The 17,094-nt window shown below is 64.4% G+C and carries 13 protein-coding genes and 2 rRNA genes; 8 read left to right on the top strand and 7 right to left on the bottom strand.

Annotated features, from left to right (window positions below; translation table 11 throughout):
- The first annotated feature begins 597 nt into the window (after positions 1 to 597).
- From Mal64_RS00145 to Mal64_RS00135, 3 genes are all read left to right on the top strand, one after another.
- Positions 598 to 3,416, top strand: a 23S ribosomal RNA gene (locus Mal64_RS00145).
- Positions 3,417 to 3,595: 179 nt separating this feature from the next.
- Positions 3,596 to 3,704: ribosomal RNA gene (gene rrf / locus Mal64_RS00140) — 5S ribosomal RNA — on the top strand.
- Positions 3,705 to 4,054: 350 nt separating this feature from the next.
- Positions 4,055 to 4,759 (top strand): DUF4252 domain-containing protein, encoded by a 705-nt coding sequence (locus Mal64_RS00135; protein WP_146395482.1) that lies wholly within the window; start codon positions 4,055 to 4,057, stop codon positions 4,757 to 4,759.
- Between the two features lie 47 nt (positions 4,760 to 4,806).
- Here the strand turns inward: Mal64_RS00135 and Mal64_RS00130 are convergent, their stop codons facing one another.
- The 4 genes from Mal64_RS00130 to Mal64_RS00115 form a co-directional block, all read right to left on the bottom strand.
- Positions 4,807 to 5,274, bottom strand: coding sequence for a hypothetical protein (locus Mal64_RS00130; RefSeq protein WP_146395480.1), 468 nt, complete (start codon positions 5,272 to 5,274; stop codon positions 4,807 to 4,809).
- A gap of 242 nt (positions 5,275 to 5,516) precedes the next feature.
- Entirely contained in the window at positions 5,517 to 5,756 is a 240-nt protein-coding gene (locus Mal64_RS00125) for a BON domain-containing protein (RefSeq protein WP_146395478.1), read from the bottom strand.
- Between the two features lie 824 nt (positions 5,757 to 6,580).
- A complete protein-coding gene (locus Mal64_RS00120; protein ID WP_146395476.1) occupies positions 6,581 to 7,051 on the bottom strand; it encodes a nuclear transport factor 2 family protein in 471 nt (156 codons plus the stop codon).
- Positions 7,052 to 7,154: 103 nt separating this feature from the next.
- Positions 7,155 to 7,748 carry a carboxymuconolactone decarboxylase family protein gene (locus Mal64_RS00115; RefSeq protein WP_146395474.1) on the bottom strand — a complete coding sequence of 198 codons (594 nt, stop codon included), beginning with the start codon at positions 7,746 to 7,748 and terminating at the stop codon, positions 7,155 to 7,157.
- Positions 7,749 to 7,968: 220 nt separating this feature from the next.
- Here Mal64_RS00115 and Mal64_RS00110 point away from each other — a divergent pair, with 220 nt between their 5' ends.
- The 5 genes from Mal64_RS00110 (at position 7,969) to arsB (ending at position 12,645) form a co-directional block, all read left to right on the top strand.
- A complete protein-coding gene (locus Mal64_RS00110) occupies positions 7,969 to 9,573 on the top strand; it encodes a sigma-54-dependent Fis family transcriptional regulator (RefSeq protein ID WP_146395472.1) in 1,605 nt (534 codons plus the stop codon).
- Positions 9,574 to 9,659: 86 nt separating this feature from the next.
- Entirely contained in the window at positions 9,660 to 10,622 is a 963-nt protein-coding gene (locus tag Mal64_RS00105; protein ID WP_197525279.1) for a carbohydrate kinase family protein, read from the top strand.
- A gap of 120 nt (positions 10,623 to 10,742) precedes the next feature.
- Positions 10,743 to 11,114 (top strand): ArsR/SmtB family transcription factor, encoded by a 372-nt coding sequence (locus Mal64_RS00100; protein ID WP_146395468.1) that lies wholly within the window; start codon positions 10,743 to 10,745, stop codon positions 11,112 to 11,114.
- Complete coding sequence (locus Mal64_RS00095) at positions 11,108 to 11,560, top strand: arsenate reductase ArsC (RefSeq protein WP_146395466.1); 453 nt, start codon at positions 11,108 to 11,110, stop codon at positions 11,558 to 11,560. Before Mal64_RS00100 ends, Mal64_RS00095 begins: the two co-directional genes overlap by 7 nt.
- On the top strand, positions 11,560 to 12,645 hold the full coding sequence (gene arsB / locus Mal64_RS00090; RefSeq protein WP_146395464.1) for an ACR3 family arsenite efflux transporter: 1,086 nt from the start codon (positions 11,560 to 11,562) through the stop codon (positions 12,643 to 12,645). The genes Mal64_RS00095 and arsB overlap by 1 nt, the downstream gene beginning before the upstream one ends.
- 182 nt (positions 12,646 to 12,827) lie before the next feature.
- On the opposite strand, the gene Mal64_RS00085 is transcribed toward arsB, so the two are convergent.
- The 3 genes from Mal64_RS00085 to Mal64_RS00075 form a co-directional block, all read right to left on the bottom strand.
- Positions 12,828 to 14,408, bottom strand: a complete 1,581-nt coding sequence (locus tag Mal64_RS00085) for a DnaA/Hda family protein (RefSeq protein WP_146395462.1) — start codon at positions 14,406 to 14,408, stop codon at positions 12,828 to 12,830.
- 457 nt (positions 14,409 to 14,865) lie between these two features.
- Positions 14,866 to 15,813: a GNAT family N-acetyltransferase gene (locus tag Mal64_RS00080; protein WP_146395460.1), complete on the bottom strand. Its 948-nt coding sequence runs from the start codon at positions 15,811 to 15,813 to the stop codon at positions 14,866 to 14,868.
- A gap of 239 nt (positions 15,814 to 16,052) precedes the next feature.
- Positions 16,053 to 16,982, bottom strand: coding sequence for a DUF6690 family protein (locus Mal64_RS00075; RefSeq protein WP_146395458.1), 930 nt, complete (start codon positions 16,980 to 16,982; stop codon positions 16,053 to 16,055).
- Positions 16,983 to 17,094: the final 112 nt, after the last annotated feature.

Here is a 17,094-nt window from a genome sequence, read left to right as displayed (position 1 = left end):
ATGGCTCTGGCAGGGAGACGTCGGTCGCGGCGGATTAATTTCCGCTCCGACCAACGCGGCCCTCCAGGAAGCTTCCACCGTGGAAGCAACCAAAGGGAAGCGGCAAGCCGGCAGGATGTGGCCGGTATGCCTGGGAGTTCGAGCCACTTGGCGAGACCCTCAGGCGATCTTTGACAACTTGGTTTAAGCAAGAGTGGCATCTTAAAATGGGACGTCGCACCGCACGTTTTGCAGCGTGCGTTCTCGCGGCGTTCCCACCCAAGCTCCTTTGTTTGGGGTAGCCATTTGCTCGACTCGAATCTCGGCAACGAGGTCCGGCTAGACAAATGACCGCCCTGTATTCAAAGAAGATTGTCTTTAGACAAGCTTGCTGTCACGGCTTAGCAAAGCAAAGGCGACCCACCGCAAGGCGGGTACCCCGAGCCGAGCGACATCCGTGCAGCGAACGTTTAATAAATGCGTTACTCACCGCTGCTTGATTCGCCAACCCAAGCCTGATTCGTCAGGTTCGGACCAAAGATCAAGCGGTGGTAAATAGCTAACAACAGACGTCGGCGTCCTTCGAAGGAACTTCTTTCGAGAGCGTTCGATAAATGTGGCCAAGCTATTAAGGGCGTATGGGGGATGTCTTGGCATCAGGAGGCGATGATGGGCGTGGAAGTCTGCGAAATGCCCGGGGGAGTTGACAAACAAACGATGATCCCGGGATGCCCTAGCGAACGCGGTGAACTGAAACATCTAAGTAACCGCAGGAAGAGAAAGAAAAATCGATTTCCTCAGTAGCGGCGAGCGAAAGGGAAATAGCCCAAACCGTGAAGGTTTCCTTCACGGGGTTGTAGGACCGTTCACATGGGAAGATTACTGGGTAGCGGAACCGGTTGGAAAGCCGGGCCATAGCGGGTGACAGCCCCGTACGCGAAACCTTCGTAATCGCCCGAGCGGCACCTGAGTAGGTCGGGTCACGTGAAACCCCGACTGAATCCACGGGGACCATCCCGTAAGGCTAAATACTACCTGATGACCGATAGTGAACTCAGTATGGCGACTGAAAGGTGAGAAGAACCCCTGCTAGGGGAGGAATGTGAACCTGAAACCATACGCCTACAAGCGGTCGGAGCCCTATGTCCTTCGGGAAATGGGTGACGGCGTGCCTTTTGCATAATGATCCGGCGAGTTACCGTCATCGGCTTGGTTAAGGCCTTACGGGCCGAAGCCTCAGGGAAACCGAGTCTTAATAGGGCGAAATTGTCGACGGTGGTAGACGCGAACCCAGGTGATCTACCCATGAGCAGGTTGAAGCGCGGGTTGTACCGCGTGGAGGACCGAACCCACTTAGGTTGAAAACTGAGGGGATGACTTGTGGGGAGGAGTGAAAGTCTAATCAAACCTGGAGATAGCTCGTTCTCTCCGAAATAGCTTTAGGGCTAGCCTCGAGCAACTATTTAACGGGGGTAGAGATACTGATTTGGTTTGGGGCCCTTCGCGGGGTACCCTGCTGAGCCAAACTCCGAATACCGTTAAAACTATCTCGGGAGTCAGTCCGCGGGGGATAAGCTCCGCGGTCGAGAGGGAAACAACCCAGATTACCTGCTAAGGTCCCCAAGTGATGCTCAGTCACTAAGGAAGTTGAATTGCAGTGACAGCCAGGATGTTGGCTTAGAAGCAGCCATCATTTAAAAAGTGCGTAACAGCTTACTGGTCGAGCAGTTCTGCGCCCATAATGAACGGGAGTAAGCATCACACCGAAGCAGTAGAATCCGCCTCCGGGCGGTTTGGTAGGAGAGCGCTGTTGGTCAGATACAAGCCGTACCGTAAGGAGCGGTGTCGGGGCCAACAGGTGATTATGCCGGAATGAGTAACGATAAGGCAGGTGAGAATCCTGCCCGCCGAAAGCCTAAGGTTTCCTGGGGTAGGTAATTCCGCCCAGGGTTAGCCGGTGCCTAAGTCGAGGCCGAAAGGCGTAGACGATGGATAGCAGGTTAATATTCCTGCGCCGGCCGTGTGGACCGATGGAGGGACGGCGTTTGAATGGTGAGGGGACGATTAGAAATGTCCCTGGCCGCAAGGCTAACCCCGCATACGTTGGGTATGTCATCTGAAGGACGTCCAAGAAAAGCTCCTAAGGGTTGAAGCACGGTTGACCGTACTAAAACTGACACAGGTAGGCGAGACGAGTAGTCTAAGGCGCTCGGGAGAACACTGGTTAAGGAACTCTGCAAAATGGCCCCGTAAGTTCGCGATAAGGGGCGCCCACGCAAGTGGGCCACAGTAAATCGATTCCTCCGACTGTTTATCAAAAACACAGGTCTCTGCTAACACGTAAGTGGATGTATAGAGACTGACGCCTGCCCGGTGCTGGTAGGTTAAGGTAAGAGGTTAGTTTCATTACGAAGCTTCTGACCGAAGCCCCAGTAAACGGCGGCCGTAACTATGACGGTCCTAAGGTAGCGAAATTCCTTGTCGGGTAAGTTCCGACCTGCATGAAAGGCGTAACGAGAGGAATACTGTCTCAACCAGTGACCCGGTGAAATTGTAGTCGTGGTGAAGATGCCACGTTCCCGCAGCTAGACGGAAAGACCCCGTGAACCTTTACTGTAGGCTGATATTGGGCTGTGGTATGTACTGTGTAGGATAGGTGGGAGGCTTCGAACTCCGGGCGCCAGCTCGGAGGGAGCCGTTGGTGAAATACCACCCTTTGCATGCTTTAGTTCTAACGCTGATTCCCGTGAATCCGGGCAGCGGACAGTGTCAGTTGGGCAGTTTGACTGGGGCGGTCTCCTCCTAAAGAGTAACGGAGGAGCCCAATAGGTACCCTCAGCCTGGTTGGCAATCAGGCATCGAGCGTAAAGGTAGAAGGGTGCTAAACTGCGAGACTCGTCAGTCGAGCAGGTACGAAAGTAGGGCTTAGTGATCCGGTGGTCCCGAATGGAAGGGCCATCGCTCAACAGATAAAAGGTACTCCGGGGATAACAGGCTTATCGCTCCCGAGCGTCCATAGCGGCGGAGCGGTTTGGCACCTCGATGTCGGCTCATCACATCCTGGGGGTGAAGAAGCTCCCAAGGGTTTGGCTGTTCGCCAATGAAAGTGGTACGTGAGCTGGGTTCAGACCGTCGTGAGACAGGTCGGTCCCTATCTACTGTGGGCGCACGAAACTTGCGAGGGTTCTTCTTTAGTACGAGAGGATTTAGAAGGACGACCCTCTGGTGTTCCTGTTGTCGCGCTAGCGGCACGGCAGGATAGCTAAGGTCGGAACGGATAAACGCTGAAAGCATCTAAGCGTGAAGCCCGCCTCAAGATTAGGTTTCGTTGGTCAATGACCGAAAGTCCCCTGGAAGACGACCAGGTTGATAGGCCGGATGTGTAAGCTCAGCAATGGGTTCAGCTAACCGGTACTAACGGACGAACGCTTGGCCGCATTTATCAAACGCTCTCGTATCCTCGGTTCCTCTGGAACCAAACGATCGAGGCCCCATAAGTGCGTCTGAGGACAATCTTCAACAACATTGCGTGGCGAAGAGACGCAAGTCTCCTCGCAGCCGCTCTTGCTTAAAACCAAGTCAGACCCGTTGCGGCTTCGCCGCCGCGACGGGACTTTCTGGCGACCATATCCAAAAGGAAACACCTGTTCCCATCCCGAACACAGTAGTTAAGCTTTTGGAGCCGATGATAGTGCCTACCAGTGCGAAAGTAGGTATCGCCAGTTTTATTTTTCCTTTCGAGGAAAATGCGAAAAACCCCGCTCGGTCTTCGGACCAAGCGGGGTTTTTGCGTTGATAGTCATCGCGATTTTGCACCCGCGCTGCTACCAGCGAAGATCCAGCTTCCCATCGGCCGCGTAGCGAGCCCCCCTAAAGGCCCCAGGCTCGTAATCGGTCGCCTGGCTCGGCTCTCTGTGGATCCGCGAGCCTTTTCAGACGTTTTCTCGTCTTCCCTCCCAAGAGCGTACGGCCTGCCGCGAAGCCCTGGGTGTGTCCCCGCGTCACCGTTCGGACCGTGCCCTGACTCACGGCTAGCCTGGCGACGCCCTCCGCAACCCGAAGGGAATTCGATCCGATGAGCCGCTTCATTCTTCTCGCGCCGCCGGCGAGCCGCCTCGCCCTTGGCGCCTGCCTGGCCCTGTTCTCACTGAATCCCGCCGTCGCGGCGCCCCCTGGAGCAGTCGGTTTCGATCATCCGGGCGGTGAGCGGCCCAAGGTCGAGGTCGACCTGAGCCGCGGCCTTCTCAAAGACCTCATCGGCTTGGGCGATGCCGCTATAGCCGGCTTTGCCTCTGAGATAGCCGGCGGCGACGGCCAGCTCGCCGCCGAGACGCTCGGCGACGTCAAGCAGCTGCTCGCCGTCGTGGCCGACTCGGTCGACGAGGTCCGCGTGCGGGTCTACGACGGCGGGGCCGATGAACTACCGGCTATCGCGTCACAGCATTACGCCACGAAACTCGACGCCGCCGAGTGGGACTCGGTCATCCGCGTCCGCGATGGCGGTAGTTCGGTCGAGATCTCTCTGCTACGTGAGGAGGGCGCCGTCCGCGGGTTGTTTGCCGTGGTGGCCGACGGCAACGACCTCGTGTTGCTAAACGCCGCATGCGACCTGTCGCCTGAGAATGTCCAGCGGCTCTCGGCGACCGTCATGGAATCAGGCGGGCGGTTCGGGGCCATCGAGCTGATCGAAGAGCTCTCCGAGTGGGTCGCTAAGGAGATCCACCAAGAGATCCGCAAGGAGATGGGTGACAAAAGGCCCGCTCGTGCTATCCGGGACTGACCCGCAGCTCCTTTTCCTACGTCGAGCGGGCTTGCCACGCCGTGCGGTCAGTTGCCGGGCGGCGTGGCGACTGGCTCGGCGAGCGTCGCCGCGGCTTGTGGCGGAGCGACACCGTACGACAGCGGCCGCCCGTACGCGGGCGCCTGGTGGTAGGCCGGCGGCGACTCGATCACGCCGAGCGTCGGGCCGAAGTCAGCCGCGCCGCCATAGCCGCTCTGGTTGCCGTAGAAAACGCGGCTCGGGGCGTGGGCCGGTGGCGACATCGGCGTCTGCATCCGCTCGACGCCTTGCCCGGCGACCTTGGCTTTGTAAGACGGCCCCAGCACCATCGGGGCGTGGTAGCCCGGCCCGTAGCCGAATCCCCACCACTGGTTAGAGGAAGTCGGCAGATTCCAACGTCCCACCGCTTGCGCATCGGCGGCAAACAAGAACGCGCCGCCTAAGAACAGCATGCCGACCGTCAGGCCGCGGCGGCTTGGCTGCAATATCTGCTGCGGCATAAGACGTTTCTTCACGGGGTTCCCTCCTCGTGGGTGATGGGCGTGGGCCGGCTACAGCGATCTCCGGGCGATACGCCGCGCACAGGGCTCCTCACTATCGGTATCGAACCCAAGCCGCCGCCGCCCGCAGGGAGGAATCCCCAGCCACGCCGCTACACCGGCGCAACGGGTCGGCTGGCGCCGGTCGTACCGCGCGTAGGGCTTGCCGCTCGCCTCGAGCGGCGGGAAGGGTGCGGGAAGGCCTGAGGGCCGGCCGCTCAGCCCCAGTTGACCTGGATCAGGTTCTCAACCCGCTCCACGCCGTCCAATCGGACGACGATCTCTTGGGCCATCTGCTTCTCGAAGTAAGAGCGGACCGCTCCGTGCAGCCGCACGCGGCCTTCGCCCTCTTCGACCCGCACCGAGCGGCTGGGGAGATAGGGGCTGGTTTCGAGAGCGTTGTGGACAAGGTCGGCCAGCGGGCCAACCGGCGCCGCGGCGTTGGAGGTGACTATCATTTGTGGCGAGGGCTCAGGACGGGGGGGAGGTTTGCCGGTGAGCTCGGGCCACCCCCACCTCGGCGCATCGGCTCAGCGAGCTTGGGCGATCGAGGGCGGAACGGAGAGACCCTGGCTATTTACTCGTCAAACGTACGACGCCCCGCGAGAACGAGAGCCGCCGCGCCAGCAGTTTGTGCAACTCCGCAGCCGGTTGTGCCGCGTGCGACGGTCGTCTCACGGCCCACCAATCGGCGCCCACGAGCAAGCTTTTTGGCGAACTCATCGCCGCATCGTTCTAAGCCAGCTCGTGATGGCCACGCCGCGCGCAGCGGAGTGGTGACGGCGGGAAGATGGCCCAAGAATAGATTCTCCGCCCTCGTCGTAGATCTTTCTCAAAACTAAGCGGCGGGCGAGTGCGCCTGAACAGGGGCATCAAACTGCAATAGCGGGCGGCTGGCTGGCGGAAAATCCCGTCAGAACGCATTCCAGCCGGCCCGGTCCGCTCGAAAACGACCCCCTGCTGCGCCCAATTATCTTTGTAGCAGGCGTTTCACCTAATTTCGACAATCGCTTTTGACCGCGCGCGCAGCAGCGATTCTTGGCCACTCGCGATTTTGTTCTAAGTCGTTGCCATCAGGTCGATTAGCGGAGCGCAGCGGAGTCCGCCGAAGGCGGATAAGTCACGCCAAACTTTTCTTGGGCCAAGTTTTGGACGAGCTCCGCTGAGTAGGTAGAGGCGATTGATTCGCACTAGTGCGAATCGCACGGATGCGTAGCGTGTGTGGCGGTGTGATTCGACGTTGATATGGCGAAAACAACGCTACGGCTAGCGGTAGTGCGATCTAGGCGATGCACAGCACCGCGGCCGGCTCGGCCGGGCGCGGTCCGCCCGCCGGCCAGCGGAACTTTCGCTCCGACTCGGTGATGGCGAGATCGTTGATGCTGGCCTCGCGGCGACGCATCAGCCCCTCGGCGTCGAACTCCCACAGCTCGTTGCCGTAGGCCCGCCACCACTGGCCGCCCGCGGTGTGGTACTCGTACTGAAAACGAACGGCGATCCGGTTGCCGTCGAACGACCAGAGGTCCTTCATCAGCCGGTAGTCGAGTTCCGTTTGCCACTTTCCGGCGAGGAACTCGCGGATCGCCTCCCTTCCTTGCACGAACTGGTCGCGGTTCCGCCAGGTGGAGTCTTCGCTGTAGGCAAGCGACACGCGGTGCGGGTCACATGAGTTCCACGCGTCCTCGGCAGCGCGGACTTTGGCCGTGGCGGAATCCCGGTCGAAGGGGGGTCGTAGGTCGGTTGGATGGGGCATGGGGTAACTCCTGTGGAGAGGGCGAAGCAAATACCCCGCCCCGGCGAGGGAGCCGGGGCGGGGCACAACGGCCAAACGGCGCTGCGGTCAGAAAACGCCGATGTCAGACGGCGCACCCGCAGTCGGTCGAGCACGCGGCCTCGTCACTCGCCCCGGCTGCGAGCGGCGCGGCCGCCGGAAAATCGACGTCGGTCTCGACCAGGTTGTTGAAGAAGTTCGTGTACACGTTCAGGGCGACGTGCGCCACGACCTCAACGACGCCGTCGTCGCCGAAACCGGCGTCGCGGAACGCATCGAGCTCGGCGTCCGACACGCGGCCCCGCGACTCGAGCACCGACTTGGCGAACCGGGCGACAGCGCGGCTCGCATCGTCGAACCCGTCGGATTGACGGGCCGCCTCGATCGCCTCGGGCGAGAGGCCGACCATCTTGCCGATGGTCGAGTGCGCGGCGAGGCAGTACTCGCAGCCGTTAGCCTCGCCCACCGTCAGGGCGACAATCTCGCGCTGCTGGGCGCTGAGGCCTTCGCCCGCGCCGATCGCGCCGGAGAACTCGAGGTAGCCGCGCAAGGCGGCGGGCGAGTTGGCGAGAGCACGGAACAAATTGGGCACGCGGCCGAGCTTCGACTTCACCAGCTCGAACAGCTCCGCTTGCTGCTTGGTGGCTTGGTCGGTAGCGACTTGAGGAAGGCGGGACATGGCAGGGGCTCCTAGATTGGGTTGACGCAGGTCGTTCGGCGAGCGACACACTCGCTAACGCACGCGCCTAATACAGATCCGGCGCCAAACTCCATAACAATCTGCAAGCCCCTTTTGAATAAGCACTTACGCTAATTCTTGCAGCCAAAAGAACGCAACGACATTTCGTCAGCCGCCGATATATCGTCGCAATAGAACGAAATGTCGTTATCCTTGAGGGATGCCGAGCCGTGATGAAAACCCGACGTTACTCGACGACCCAAAGAGCCTGTTGCTCGAACTCGCTCAGCAGCGCGAGCTCCCTCAGCTTCTCGACTTGCTGGTGTCGCGGATTGCGGCGTCCGACCAGATCGCCCTCGCCAGGCTGTGGCTCGTACGCCCTGGAGAAGGGTGCGAAACGTGCCCCATGCGAGACGAATGTCCCGATCGGTCGCAGTGCCTTCACCTGGTGGCGAGCAGCGGCCGCTCGGTCGTTGATCCGAGCCAAGACCTGTCGCGGCTCGACGGACGTTTTCGGAGGTTTCCGATCGGAGTCCGCAAAGTCGGTCGGATCGCCATGACGGGCGAGGCGATCGAGGCGCCCGACATGGCGGAGCTGCCCTCCTGGGTGGCTCAACCCGCGTGGGTCCGCGACGAGGGAATCATCGGGTTCGCCGGCCAGCCGCTGAGCCACCACGGCATGGTGCTCGGCGTGTTGGGCGTGTTCACCCGGGCGCGGATCGGCGAAGGCTGCCTCGACTGGCTGCGGATGATCGCCGACCACGCGGCGGTCGCCATCGCTCACACCCACGCCTGGGAGGAAGTCGAGCGACTGCGCAAGAGGCTCGAAGAAGAGAACGAGTACCTGCAGCAGGAGGCGGCCGCTGAGCAGGGCTTTGGCGAGATGCTCGGCGTCAGCCCCGCGTTGCGGAACGTGAGCCAGCAGATCGACCTCGTCGCCCCCACCGACTCGACGGTGCTCATCCTCGGGGAGAGTGGCGTTGGCAAAGAAGTCGTCGCCCGCGAAGTCCACCGCCGCAGCAACCGGGCCGACCGACCGCTGATCAAAGTCAACTGCGCCGCGATCCCGCGTGAGCTCTTCGAGAGCGAGTTCTTCGGCCACATCCAGGGCGCCTTCACCGGCGCGCTCCGCGACCGGGCCGGGCGTTTTGAGCTGGCCGATGGCGGAACGCTGTTCCTCGACGAAGTCGGCGAGGTTCCGCTCGACCTGCAGAGCAAGCTGCTGCGGGTGCTCCAAGAGGGCGAGATCGAGCGGATCGGCGAAGAGCAGACCCGCCGCGTCGATGTCCGCATCATCGCCGCCACGAACCGCGACCTGCGCGAAGAGTCTCGCCAGAAGCGATTCCGAGAAGACCTCTACTACCGGCTGAGCGTTTTCCCGATCGAGATGCCGCCGCTCCGCCAGCGGCGGGACGACGTGGCGGTGCTCGCCGAACACTTCTTGCGGCAGGCGTCGCAACGCCTAGCGACCGAGCCGCCCCGCTTGACCACGGCCGTCTCCCGGCGGCTCGAGCGGTACGACTGGCCCGGCAACGTCAGAGAACTCCAGCACGTGATCGAGCGGGCGGTGATTCTCTCGCGCGGCGGAGCGCTGCGGGTCGACCTCAGGGAGCCCACCAACCGATCCCAGCCGAGCCCCGCGCCCGCCGAGGGAGAGATTCTCACCGACGCCCAGATCCGCCAGCTCGAACGCGACAACCTGGAGCGGGCCCTGAGAGCATCCGACGGCAAGATCCACGGCCCCGAAGGCGCCGCCGAGCTGCTGGGCGTCAAACCGACCACCCTCAGCTCGAGACTTCGGGCAATGGGGATCAAGCGGAGGTGATGAGGGACAAGACGCCGACCACTGCTCCCGCGTACGCCCCCGAGTAAGATAGCCACCCGATCTCGCTACTCACTCGGGGACCCGCTGTGCAAAAAACTCGCGACGTTGTGGTCTGTGGCTCGTGTGTGGTCGACGTGTTGGTGCGGCCGGTGCCGCTCGATGAGCCGCTTGGCGCCGGGCGGTTGGTGCGGACCGAGCCGCTGGTGCTCGCCACGGGCGGGATCGTGTCGAACGCCGGCGTGACGCTTGCGAGGCTCGGCATGAGCACGGCGGCCTTCACTTACCTGGGCGACGACGCGTGGGCCGACGTGATCCGCTCGCGCTACGCGGCCGAGGGGCTCGCGACCGGCGGGCTGCTCACTCTGGCGGGGGTCCCGACCAGCACCACGGCGGTGATGATCGACCCGTCGGGCGAGCGGACCTTCTTGCACGCCGTCGGCGCCCCCAAGCGGCTCGACAAGTGGGCGTTCCTTGAGAACCTCGACCTGTTCGCGGCGAGCCGGGCGATGCTGCTCGGCTACTTTTCGCTGCTGCCCGCGTTGCAGGACGACCTGCCGGAGGTGCTCGCCGCCGTGCGCGGGGTGGGCTGCATGACGGCGCTCGACGCGGCCGGCACGGGGGGCACGCTGGCCGAGCTCGCCCCGTCGCTGCCGCACTTGGACCTGTACGTGCCGAGCCACAAGGAGGCGAGCCATCAGACCGGCGAGGACGACCCCGAGCGTATCCTCGCCACGCTGCGCGACGCCGGCGCGGCGGGCGTGGTCGGCGTGAAGCTCGGCGGCGAGGGGGCGCTCTTGAGTGAGCGGGCGGGCGAGTGCGTGGCGATCGCGGCGGTCGAGCCGCCGGGGGCGGTGGTCGACACCACGGGCGCCGGCGACTGCTTTATCGGCGGCCTGCTTTGCGGGCTGCTGCGCGGCATGCCGCTCGGAGAGGCGGGCCGGCTGGCGGCGGCGTGCGGCGCGCGGTGCGTCACGGCCCTGGGGGCGACGACCGCGGCGGGCGACTACGAGTCGACCGCCCGGCTGGCGGGGCTCGGGCGGCCGCAATAGAGCCCGCACGGCGCGTCTTACCTGACAGCCAGCGGCGCGAGGAGGATTCCGGACTTGACGCCCCAGTCGGGGTGGATATCATTTCGTCAGTTGCCGAAATAACATACTGACGGGACCGCGATGCGAGACCTACTGGCCATCACCAAAGCGATCGCGGACGAGAGCCGCCTGCGCGCCGTCGGCTTGCTCGACGGCCGCGAGCTCTGCCTCTGCCAGATCGTCGAGGTGCTCGGCCTGGCGCCGTCGACCGTGTCGCGGCACATGGCGATCTTGGGCCAGGCCCGCCTGGTCGAGTCGCGTAAGCAAGGCCGCTGGGCTTACTTCCGCCTGACGGAAGACGACGCCCCGGCTGAGGTGCACGATGCGCTCGCGATGGTGCTCGCCAGCCTGAAACGCGACAAGCAAGCCAAGGCCGATCAGAAGACGCTGAAGGCCGTTCTTAAAATCGAACCGGAGGAGCTCTGCCGGCGGCAGAGCGATTGCAAATGCTGAAAGTCTTGTTCCTCTGCACCGGCAACTCCTGCCGCAGCCAGATGGCCGAGGGCTGGGCCCGCCATCTCAAGTCGGACCAGATCGAGGCCTACTCGGCCGGCATCGAGACGCACGGCCTCAACCCGAGCGCCGTGGCGGTGATGGCCGAGGCGGGCGTCGACATCAGCGGGCAGCGCTCGCAGCACGTCGACGAGCTCAAGGACGTGGGTCTCGACGTCGTTGTGACGGTTTGTGACAACGCGGCCGAGTCGTGCCCCGTGTTCCCGGGTTCGGCGCGGGTGGTGCATCACCCCTTCGACGACCCGCCGAAGCTGGCCCGCGAGGCGGCCGGTGAGGGCGCCAGCGAGGAGGAGCAACTCGCCCCGTACCGCCGCGTGCGCGACGAGATCCGCGACTACGTCGCCGCGTTGCCCGCCGCGCTGAGCGTCGCTTCGGAGGCCGAGTGATGGAGGCCCAAACAACCGCGACCGAGCCGATCGGCTGCCCGCAGGGGCGGCTCGGCTTTCTCGACCGTTACCTGACGCTGTGGATCTTCCTGGCGATGGCGATCGGCGTCGCCGCCGGTTGGTTCGTGCCGGGGGTCGAGGCGTTTATCGACGGCTTTCAGGTCGGCACGACGAACATCCCGATCGCCATCGGGCTGATCGTGATGATGTACCCGCCGCTGGCGAAGGTGCGCTACGAAGAGCTGGGCGAGGTCTTCCGCAACACGAAGATCTTGGGGCTGTCGCTCGTGCAGAACTGGGTGATCGGCCCGGTGCTGATGTTCGCGCTCGCCGTGCTGTTTCTGCGCGACCAGCCGGAGTACATGACGGGGCTGATCCTGATCGGCCTGGCGCGGTGCATCGCGATGGTGATCGTCTGGAACGACTTGGCGAAGGGCAACACGGAGTACGCGGCGGGGCTGGTCGCCTTTAACAGCGTTTTCCAGGTGCTGTTCTACAGCGTCTACGCGTGGTTCTTCCTCACTTGGCTGCCGCCGCTGCTGGGGCTCGAGGGCAGCGTTGTGGCGATCGGCATGGGCCCGATCGCGCAGAGCGTGCTGATCTATCTCGGCGTGCCGTTCATGGCGGGCATGCTGACCCGCCTGGTGCTGGTCAAGGCGAAGGGACGCCGCTGGTACGAGGAGGTGTTCATCCCCGCGATCAGCCCGCTGACGCTCGTCGCTTTGCTGCTGACGATCGTCGTGATGTTCAGCCTCAAGGGCGAGCAGATCGTCCGCATTCCGCAAGACGTGCTGCTGATCGCGGTCCCGCTGCTGGTCTACTTCGTCGTGATGTTCCTGGTCAGCTTCTTCATGGGCCGGGCGGTCGGGGCCGACTACTCCAAGACGACCACACTGGCGTTCACCGCCGCGAGCAACAACTTCGAGCTGGCGATCGCCGTGGCGATCGCGGTGTTCGGCATCGACTCCGGCGCGGCGTTCGCGGCGGTCATCGGGCCGCTGGTCGAGGTGCCGGTGATGATCGGTCTGGTGAGCGTGGCGTTCTGGTTCCAGCGGCGTTATTTCGCCTCGGAACCTCGCGTCTAGAGCGGTTTTCGAATTGGTGTGTACGAGCGGGGAAGCGATTGGCGGCGTGGCGAGGAAGCCGAAGCAGGCAATGCGGTGCATTGTCGATGCAGGCTGACGAAGCCACGACGCCGATCGCGAGCCGAGCGTCTACACCAATGAGCAAACCGCTCTAAGAAAAGTGACCGGCGCGCTATGCGTCGTCACGCCGTGCGTAGCGCGGTCTCGACGCGGCGGATCGCCTCGTGCAGGTCACCCCCGCCTCCGCAGAGTGGCGTTGGCTCGGTCGAGGCGGCCAGTTTGTCGGCCCGGCGGCACGCGCTGATCACGGTGCTGTGGCTGCGGCGGCCAAAGTACTCGCCGATCTCGCTCCACGCGCTGCGGGTGTGCTTGCGGGCGAGCCACATCGCCAGCATCCGCGGCTCGGCAACCGCCTTGGTCCGCTTTGTCGAGCGGAGCGTCGCCAGGTCGACGCCGAACACGTCGCTCACGGCCCGCTGCACGTCGGCCAGACGCAGCGTGGGGGTTGAGAGCCGGTTGATCTCGCCCGCCACCCGCTCGGCGAGTTCGGCGGTGATTGACTCGCCGTAGGCTTCGCTGGTGAGCTCCAGCCGGTTGAGGGCGCCGAGAACGTCGCGCGCCGAACCGCTCAGGGCGGCGGCGAGCCGCTCGGCGACTCCCTCGGGCAGCTCCAGGTCGCGTTCGTCGGCAAGGCGCCGCACCAGGGCGAGCCGCATCTCCCGATCGGGCGTCTGCAGCTCGGCCGTCACGCCGGCGGTGAGCCGCGAGGCGAGCTCGGGGCCGAGGTCGCGGAGCTCGCCCGGGCCGCGGAGGCTGGTGAGCACCACTCGGCCGCCCGACTCCTGAATGGCGTCGATCGTGTGCTGCAGCTCTTCGAGCGTGCGCTTCTTGCCAACGAAGAACGTCACGTTGTCCAGCAGCAGCAGGTTCACGCCGCGGTGCTTCTGGCGGAAGCTCGGCAGTCCGGTGCGGAACGAGTCGACGAACGCCGAAGTGAACTGCTCGGCGGTGAGCGACAGAACCCGTTGGCGGCGGTTGCGACGCAACGCCTCCTCGCGGATGGCCGTGAGCAGGCGGGTCTTGCCAACGCCGGTGGGTCCCCACAGCAGCACTGGCCCGGCGGTCGCCTCGCCGCGGATGGCGCCGCGGGCGGCGCTCAGCGCTTGGGCCATGCTCTTGCCGGTGACGAGGGCTTCGAAACCGGTCGGCTCGCTGCGGCGCCGTTTAGCAGAGCCGGGCGTGTGGGCGGCGTCGACACGGGCGGCCCGTGGCGGGCCGTCGGCGGCGATCGCCGTGCTGATCGCGTGCGAGAGCTTCTGCGTGACGTCGGCCGCGGCCCCGTGAACCACGTTCTTGCCGGCGGCGCTCGTTCCAGGCGTGCCGTCTTCGGCAAGTTGGCTTGGGCCAACGCTCTGTTGGCCCTCGAACGGGTCGGCAGCGGGCGCGGCGGCTTTCGTGAGCGTTCCGACAGCCACCGCCGCCTTGGCGCCTTCGGGCAAGAGCTTCTTGGCGGTCTTGTCGAGATCGGATTGGATGGTCTTGACCAGCGAATCGCGTTCGAACGACGTGGCGACCCGCACCACGACGCCCCCCAGGCCGTCCTCGGTCAACTCGGCGGCGGCGCCGAAGAGCGAATCGCCGAACCAAGCCTCGTAGCGTTTCTGGCCAATGGCGCGGCGGAGCTCTTCGCGGAATCGCGGCAGGCTCTCGTTTGCCGCGATGTCAATCGTGCGTTCCGCGACCGTCATGTTGTCATCTTCCATGACCACATCCTGTGTGCTCCGCCGGCCCAGAACGTCTCCCGCGGCCGGCGTGTCCTTCTTGGAAACGCGCCGGACCGGCCCCTATGGGGGGCCTAGGAAACAACGAAAAAAGGCCTGCTCAAAAACCGTGCGGGGCGACCAACAAGGCCGCCTGATCTCCCCGCACGCTTGGTAACCCGAGCCGCGATTCTAAGGGTGCTAGCAACGGAGTCAAACAGGTTTTATTAAGAAACCCTTCACGCAAAAAAAAGCTCCTCTTCACCATTTGGAATCACCGGAAAACGTGGCCCCCGGCGCCACTCGACTGGATTGTCAAGCGGCGAATGCCGGGGGTGGAAAACCTGTTCTTGCGCGCGACGGATGATGTCGGTCGCCGACGAACGCCACGATCGACCAGACACTTGAGCTTAGCCATCTCGATGCCGCAACGCACAACGATTGCGTCGCCACAGGCCGATTAACGCGGCAACGAGCGGATCAAAGCGACGCGGCTAGCCCAGCGCGTGAAGCCGGCGTCGGCGTAGTGGTCACGGGCCGGCTTGTTGGTCGAGTCGACCGCCAGCACGAGCCGGTCGACGCAACGCGCGGCGGCGACTCGCTGAGCCTCGCGCACCGCCGCAGCGCCGAGTCCGCGGCCTCGCGCCGCGGGCGTAACGCCCATGTAAACCAGCTCCAACTGCGAAGGGTCGTCGTGCTGCGCGAGCAGCAGCACGCCGGCGTCGCCCCCTTCGTGGGTGATAAAGCACCAGTCGCGACTGTCGTATTGACCGATCGCCCGATAGCCGTCGATCGTGTCGGCGATCGCCCGTCGACCCTCGAGGGCGGGGCAGTCGAGGCTGCCCGTGTAGGTGCTCTCGACGACTCGCTCCAGCCGTCGCCGATCGCGTGGGTGGTAGGGCTCGAAGCCGACGGCGGAATCGCACGCGGAGTCTTCAAGAGCTCCCTTGGACGATTCGTCGTCGCGCCATTCAAGGTAGAAGAGTTCGGCGATGCGGTCGAAGCCCGCCTCCAATAAAGCCGCCAAACGCGGGTCGTCGTCGCTCTCCAGCAGCGCCTGGGTCATCGGCATGCGGGCATGGTCGACCTGGCGGCAGACCAACCCGATGAGCGGTCCGTCGACCTTCTCGGCCGCTACGCCGATCGCCTCGGGCAGCCACAGCGAAGCCGCGGCGCCAGGTTGCGGCTGACCCCAAGCGGCGGCGACCACTTCACCAGCGCGTCGCGCGACCACCAGCGCGTCGAAGGGCCCCAGCTGCGAGGGGGGCTGGCGTCCGATCGCGTCGACCAGCCGCGGGCGGCACTCGGCCGGCAACGTTCGCAGCGCAAGTCCCAGGGCGCCAAGCCGCTCTTGTTCGCGGGCGACGCCAAACTCGAGACCTTCCGTGTTGGCCGGGGCGGGGGACATAGGCGTCAAGATAGCCGTCCAACCAGCACCGCGTCAGCCCGAAGCAGGGCGGGGTAGGGCAGGGCAGATTGATTGGCTGAGCTGTGGTTGGGGCTGAGCTGTGATGGATTCTGAGCGGGGGGAGGCGTCTCCGACGCCGGTCGTGATATGCCCACCGAGAATTGCTGGGAGCGCGTCATCGGCGTCCCAGAGCCTCCCACACCATGCCCGCCTCCCCGCACCGCGGCCGCTCGGCTCAATCAGTTTGGCCAGCGATCCCATGGCCGAGCGACATGCACCGGCGCCTGGGTCGCGGGCGCCGCGGCTGGCGCCTCGGACGCCGCGCGTGCGGCGGCTGGCTCGGGCGGCTTGGGCGGCGCGTCTTGCACGAAAGTCCGCGACGGGAAGACTGGCTCCGCCTCGGGAGTCGCCGCCGGATCGGCGGCCTGCGGGGCCGGGGCGCCCGCCGCTTGCGGGATCATGAGCTGCGGCTTGGGAGGTTCGACGAACCGGCCCCCGCCGGGGCGGTTGAGTTCGAAGTCGACCACAAAGCTCTCGTGCGGCGTCGTGGACCACAGGACGGACTCGGGCCGCGACCGCAGCTCGCTCTCGACCCGCTTCTTGGACATCCGCTGATAAAGCTGCTCGCCAGGCAGTTGGCTCGCCTGACGCACCAGCCCGTAGTGCTGCGTGAAGAGGCCCACGAGCTGCGTGGTGTCGGCCGTGCGGCCGTGGAAGCGGATCTTTTGCAGCAGACCTTGGTTGTCGAAATAATAGGAGAGCGACCCGGCCAAGTCGGTCATGCCGGCGCCCGTGACCAGCGGCACACGCACGCCGAACAGGTCGAGCTCGGCCAAGCCGGTCGACTTGCGCGCCCAGTGCTGGTAAACCCACTCACGCGTGATGTCGAGCCGCAGCACGTCGACCAGCCGGTAATGCGGAGACCCCTCGATCGGTGCCGCGCTCCTGTAGATGTGCTCGCCCGGGCCGGCGGTCATGTCGATCGACGGCGCAGCGAGTGTCGCCGGATCGAGCGTCGGCGCATCGTGGGTCGGTGCGGGGGCGACCTCGGCCGGCGCACCCGCAGCGGGCCAGAAGTGCTCGACTGTCTCTGGCGACTGCGTGATGACGTAGGGCGCGGCTACGGCGGCGCCTAACACGCCAATCATCGCGGTCGGTCGGAGTAGCATCGCCGTCGTCCTTCCGTCGTTAGTCCCAATTGACAGTCTGCATCACGTCGCCGCCTCTCGGTGGAAACGCCAAAAGGCGGAGGGGCCGCTGCGCACCAGCCCCTCCGCCATT

The sequence above is a fragment of the Pseudobythopirellula maris genome (assembly GCF_007859945.1).
Classification (GTDB): Bacteria; Planctomycetota; Planctomycetia; order Pirellulales; family Lacipirellulaceae; genus Pseudobythopirellula; species Pseudobythopirellula maris.
The sequence above is the reverse complement of the archived record's forward strand: the minus strand, read 5'-3'. Positions and strand labels throughout refer to the sequence as shown.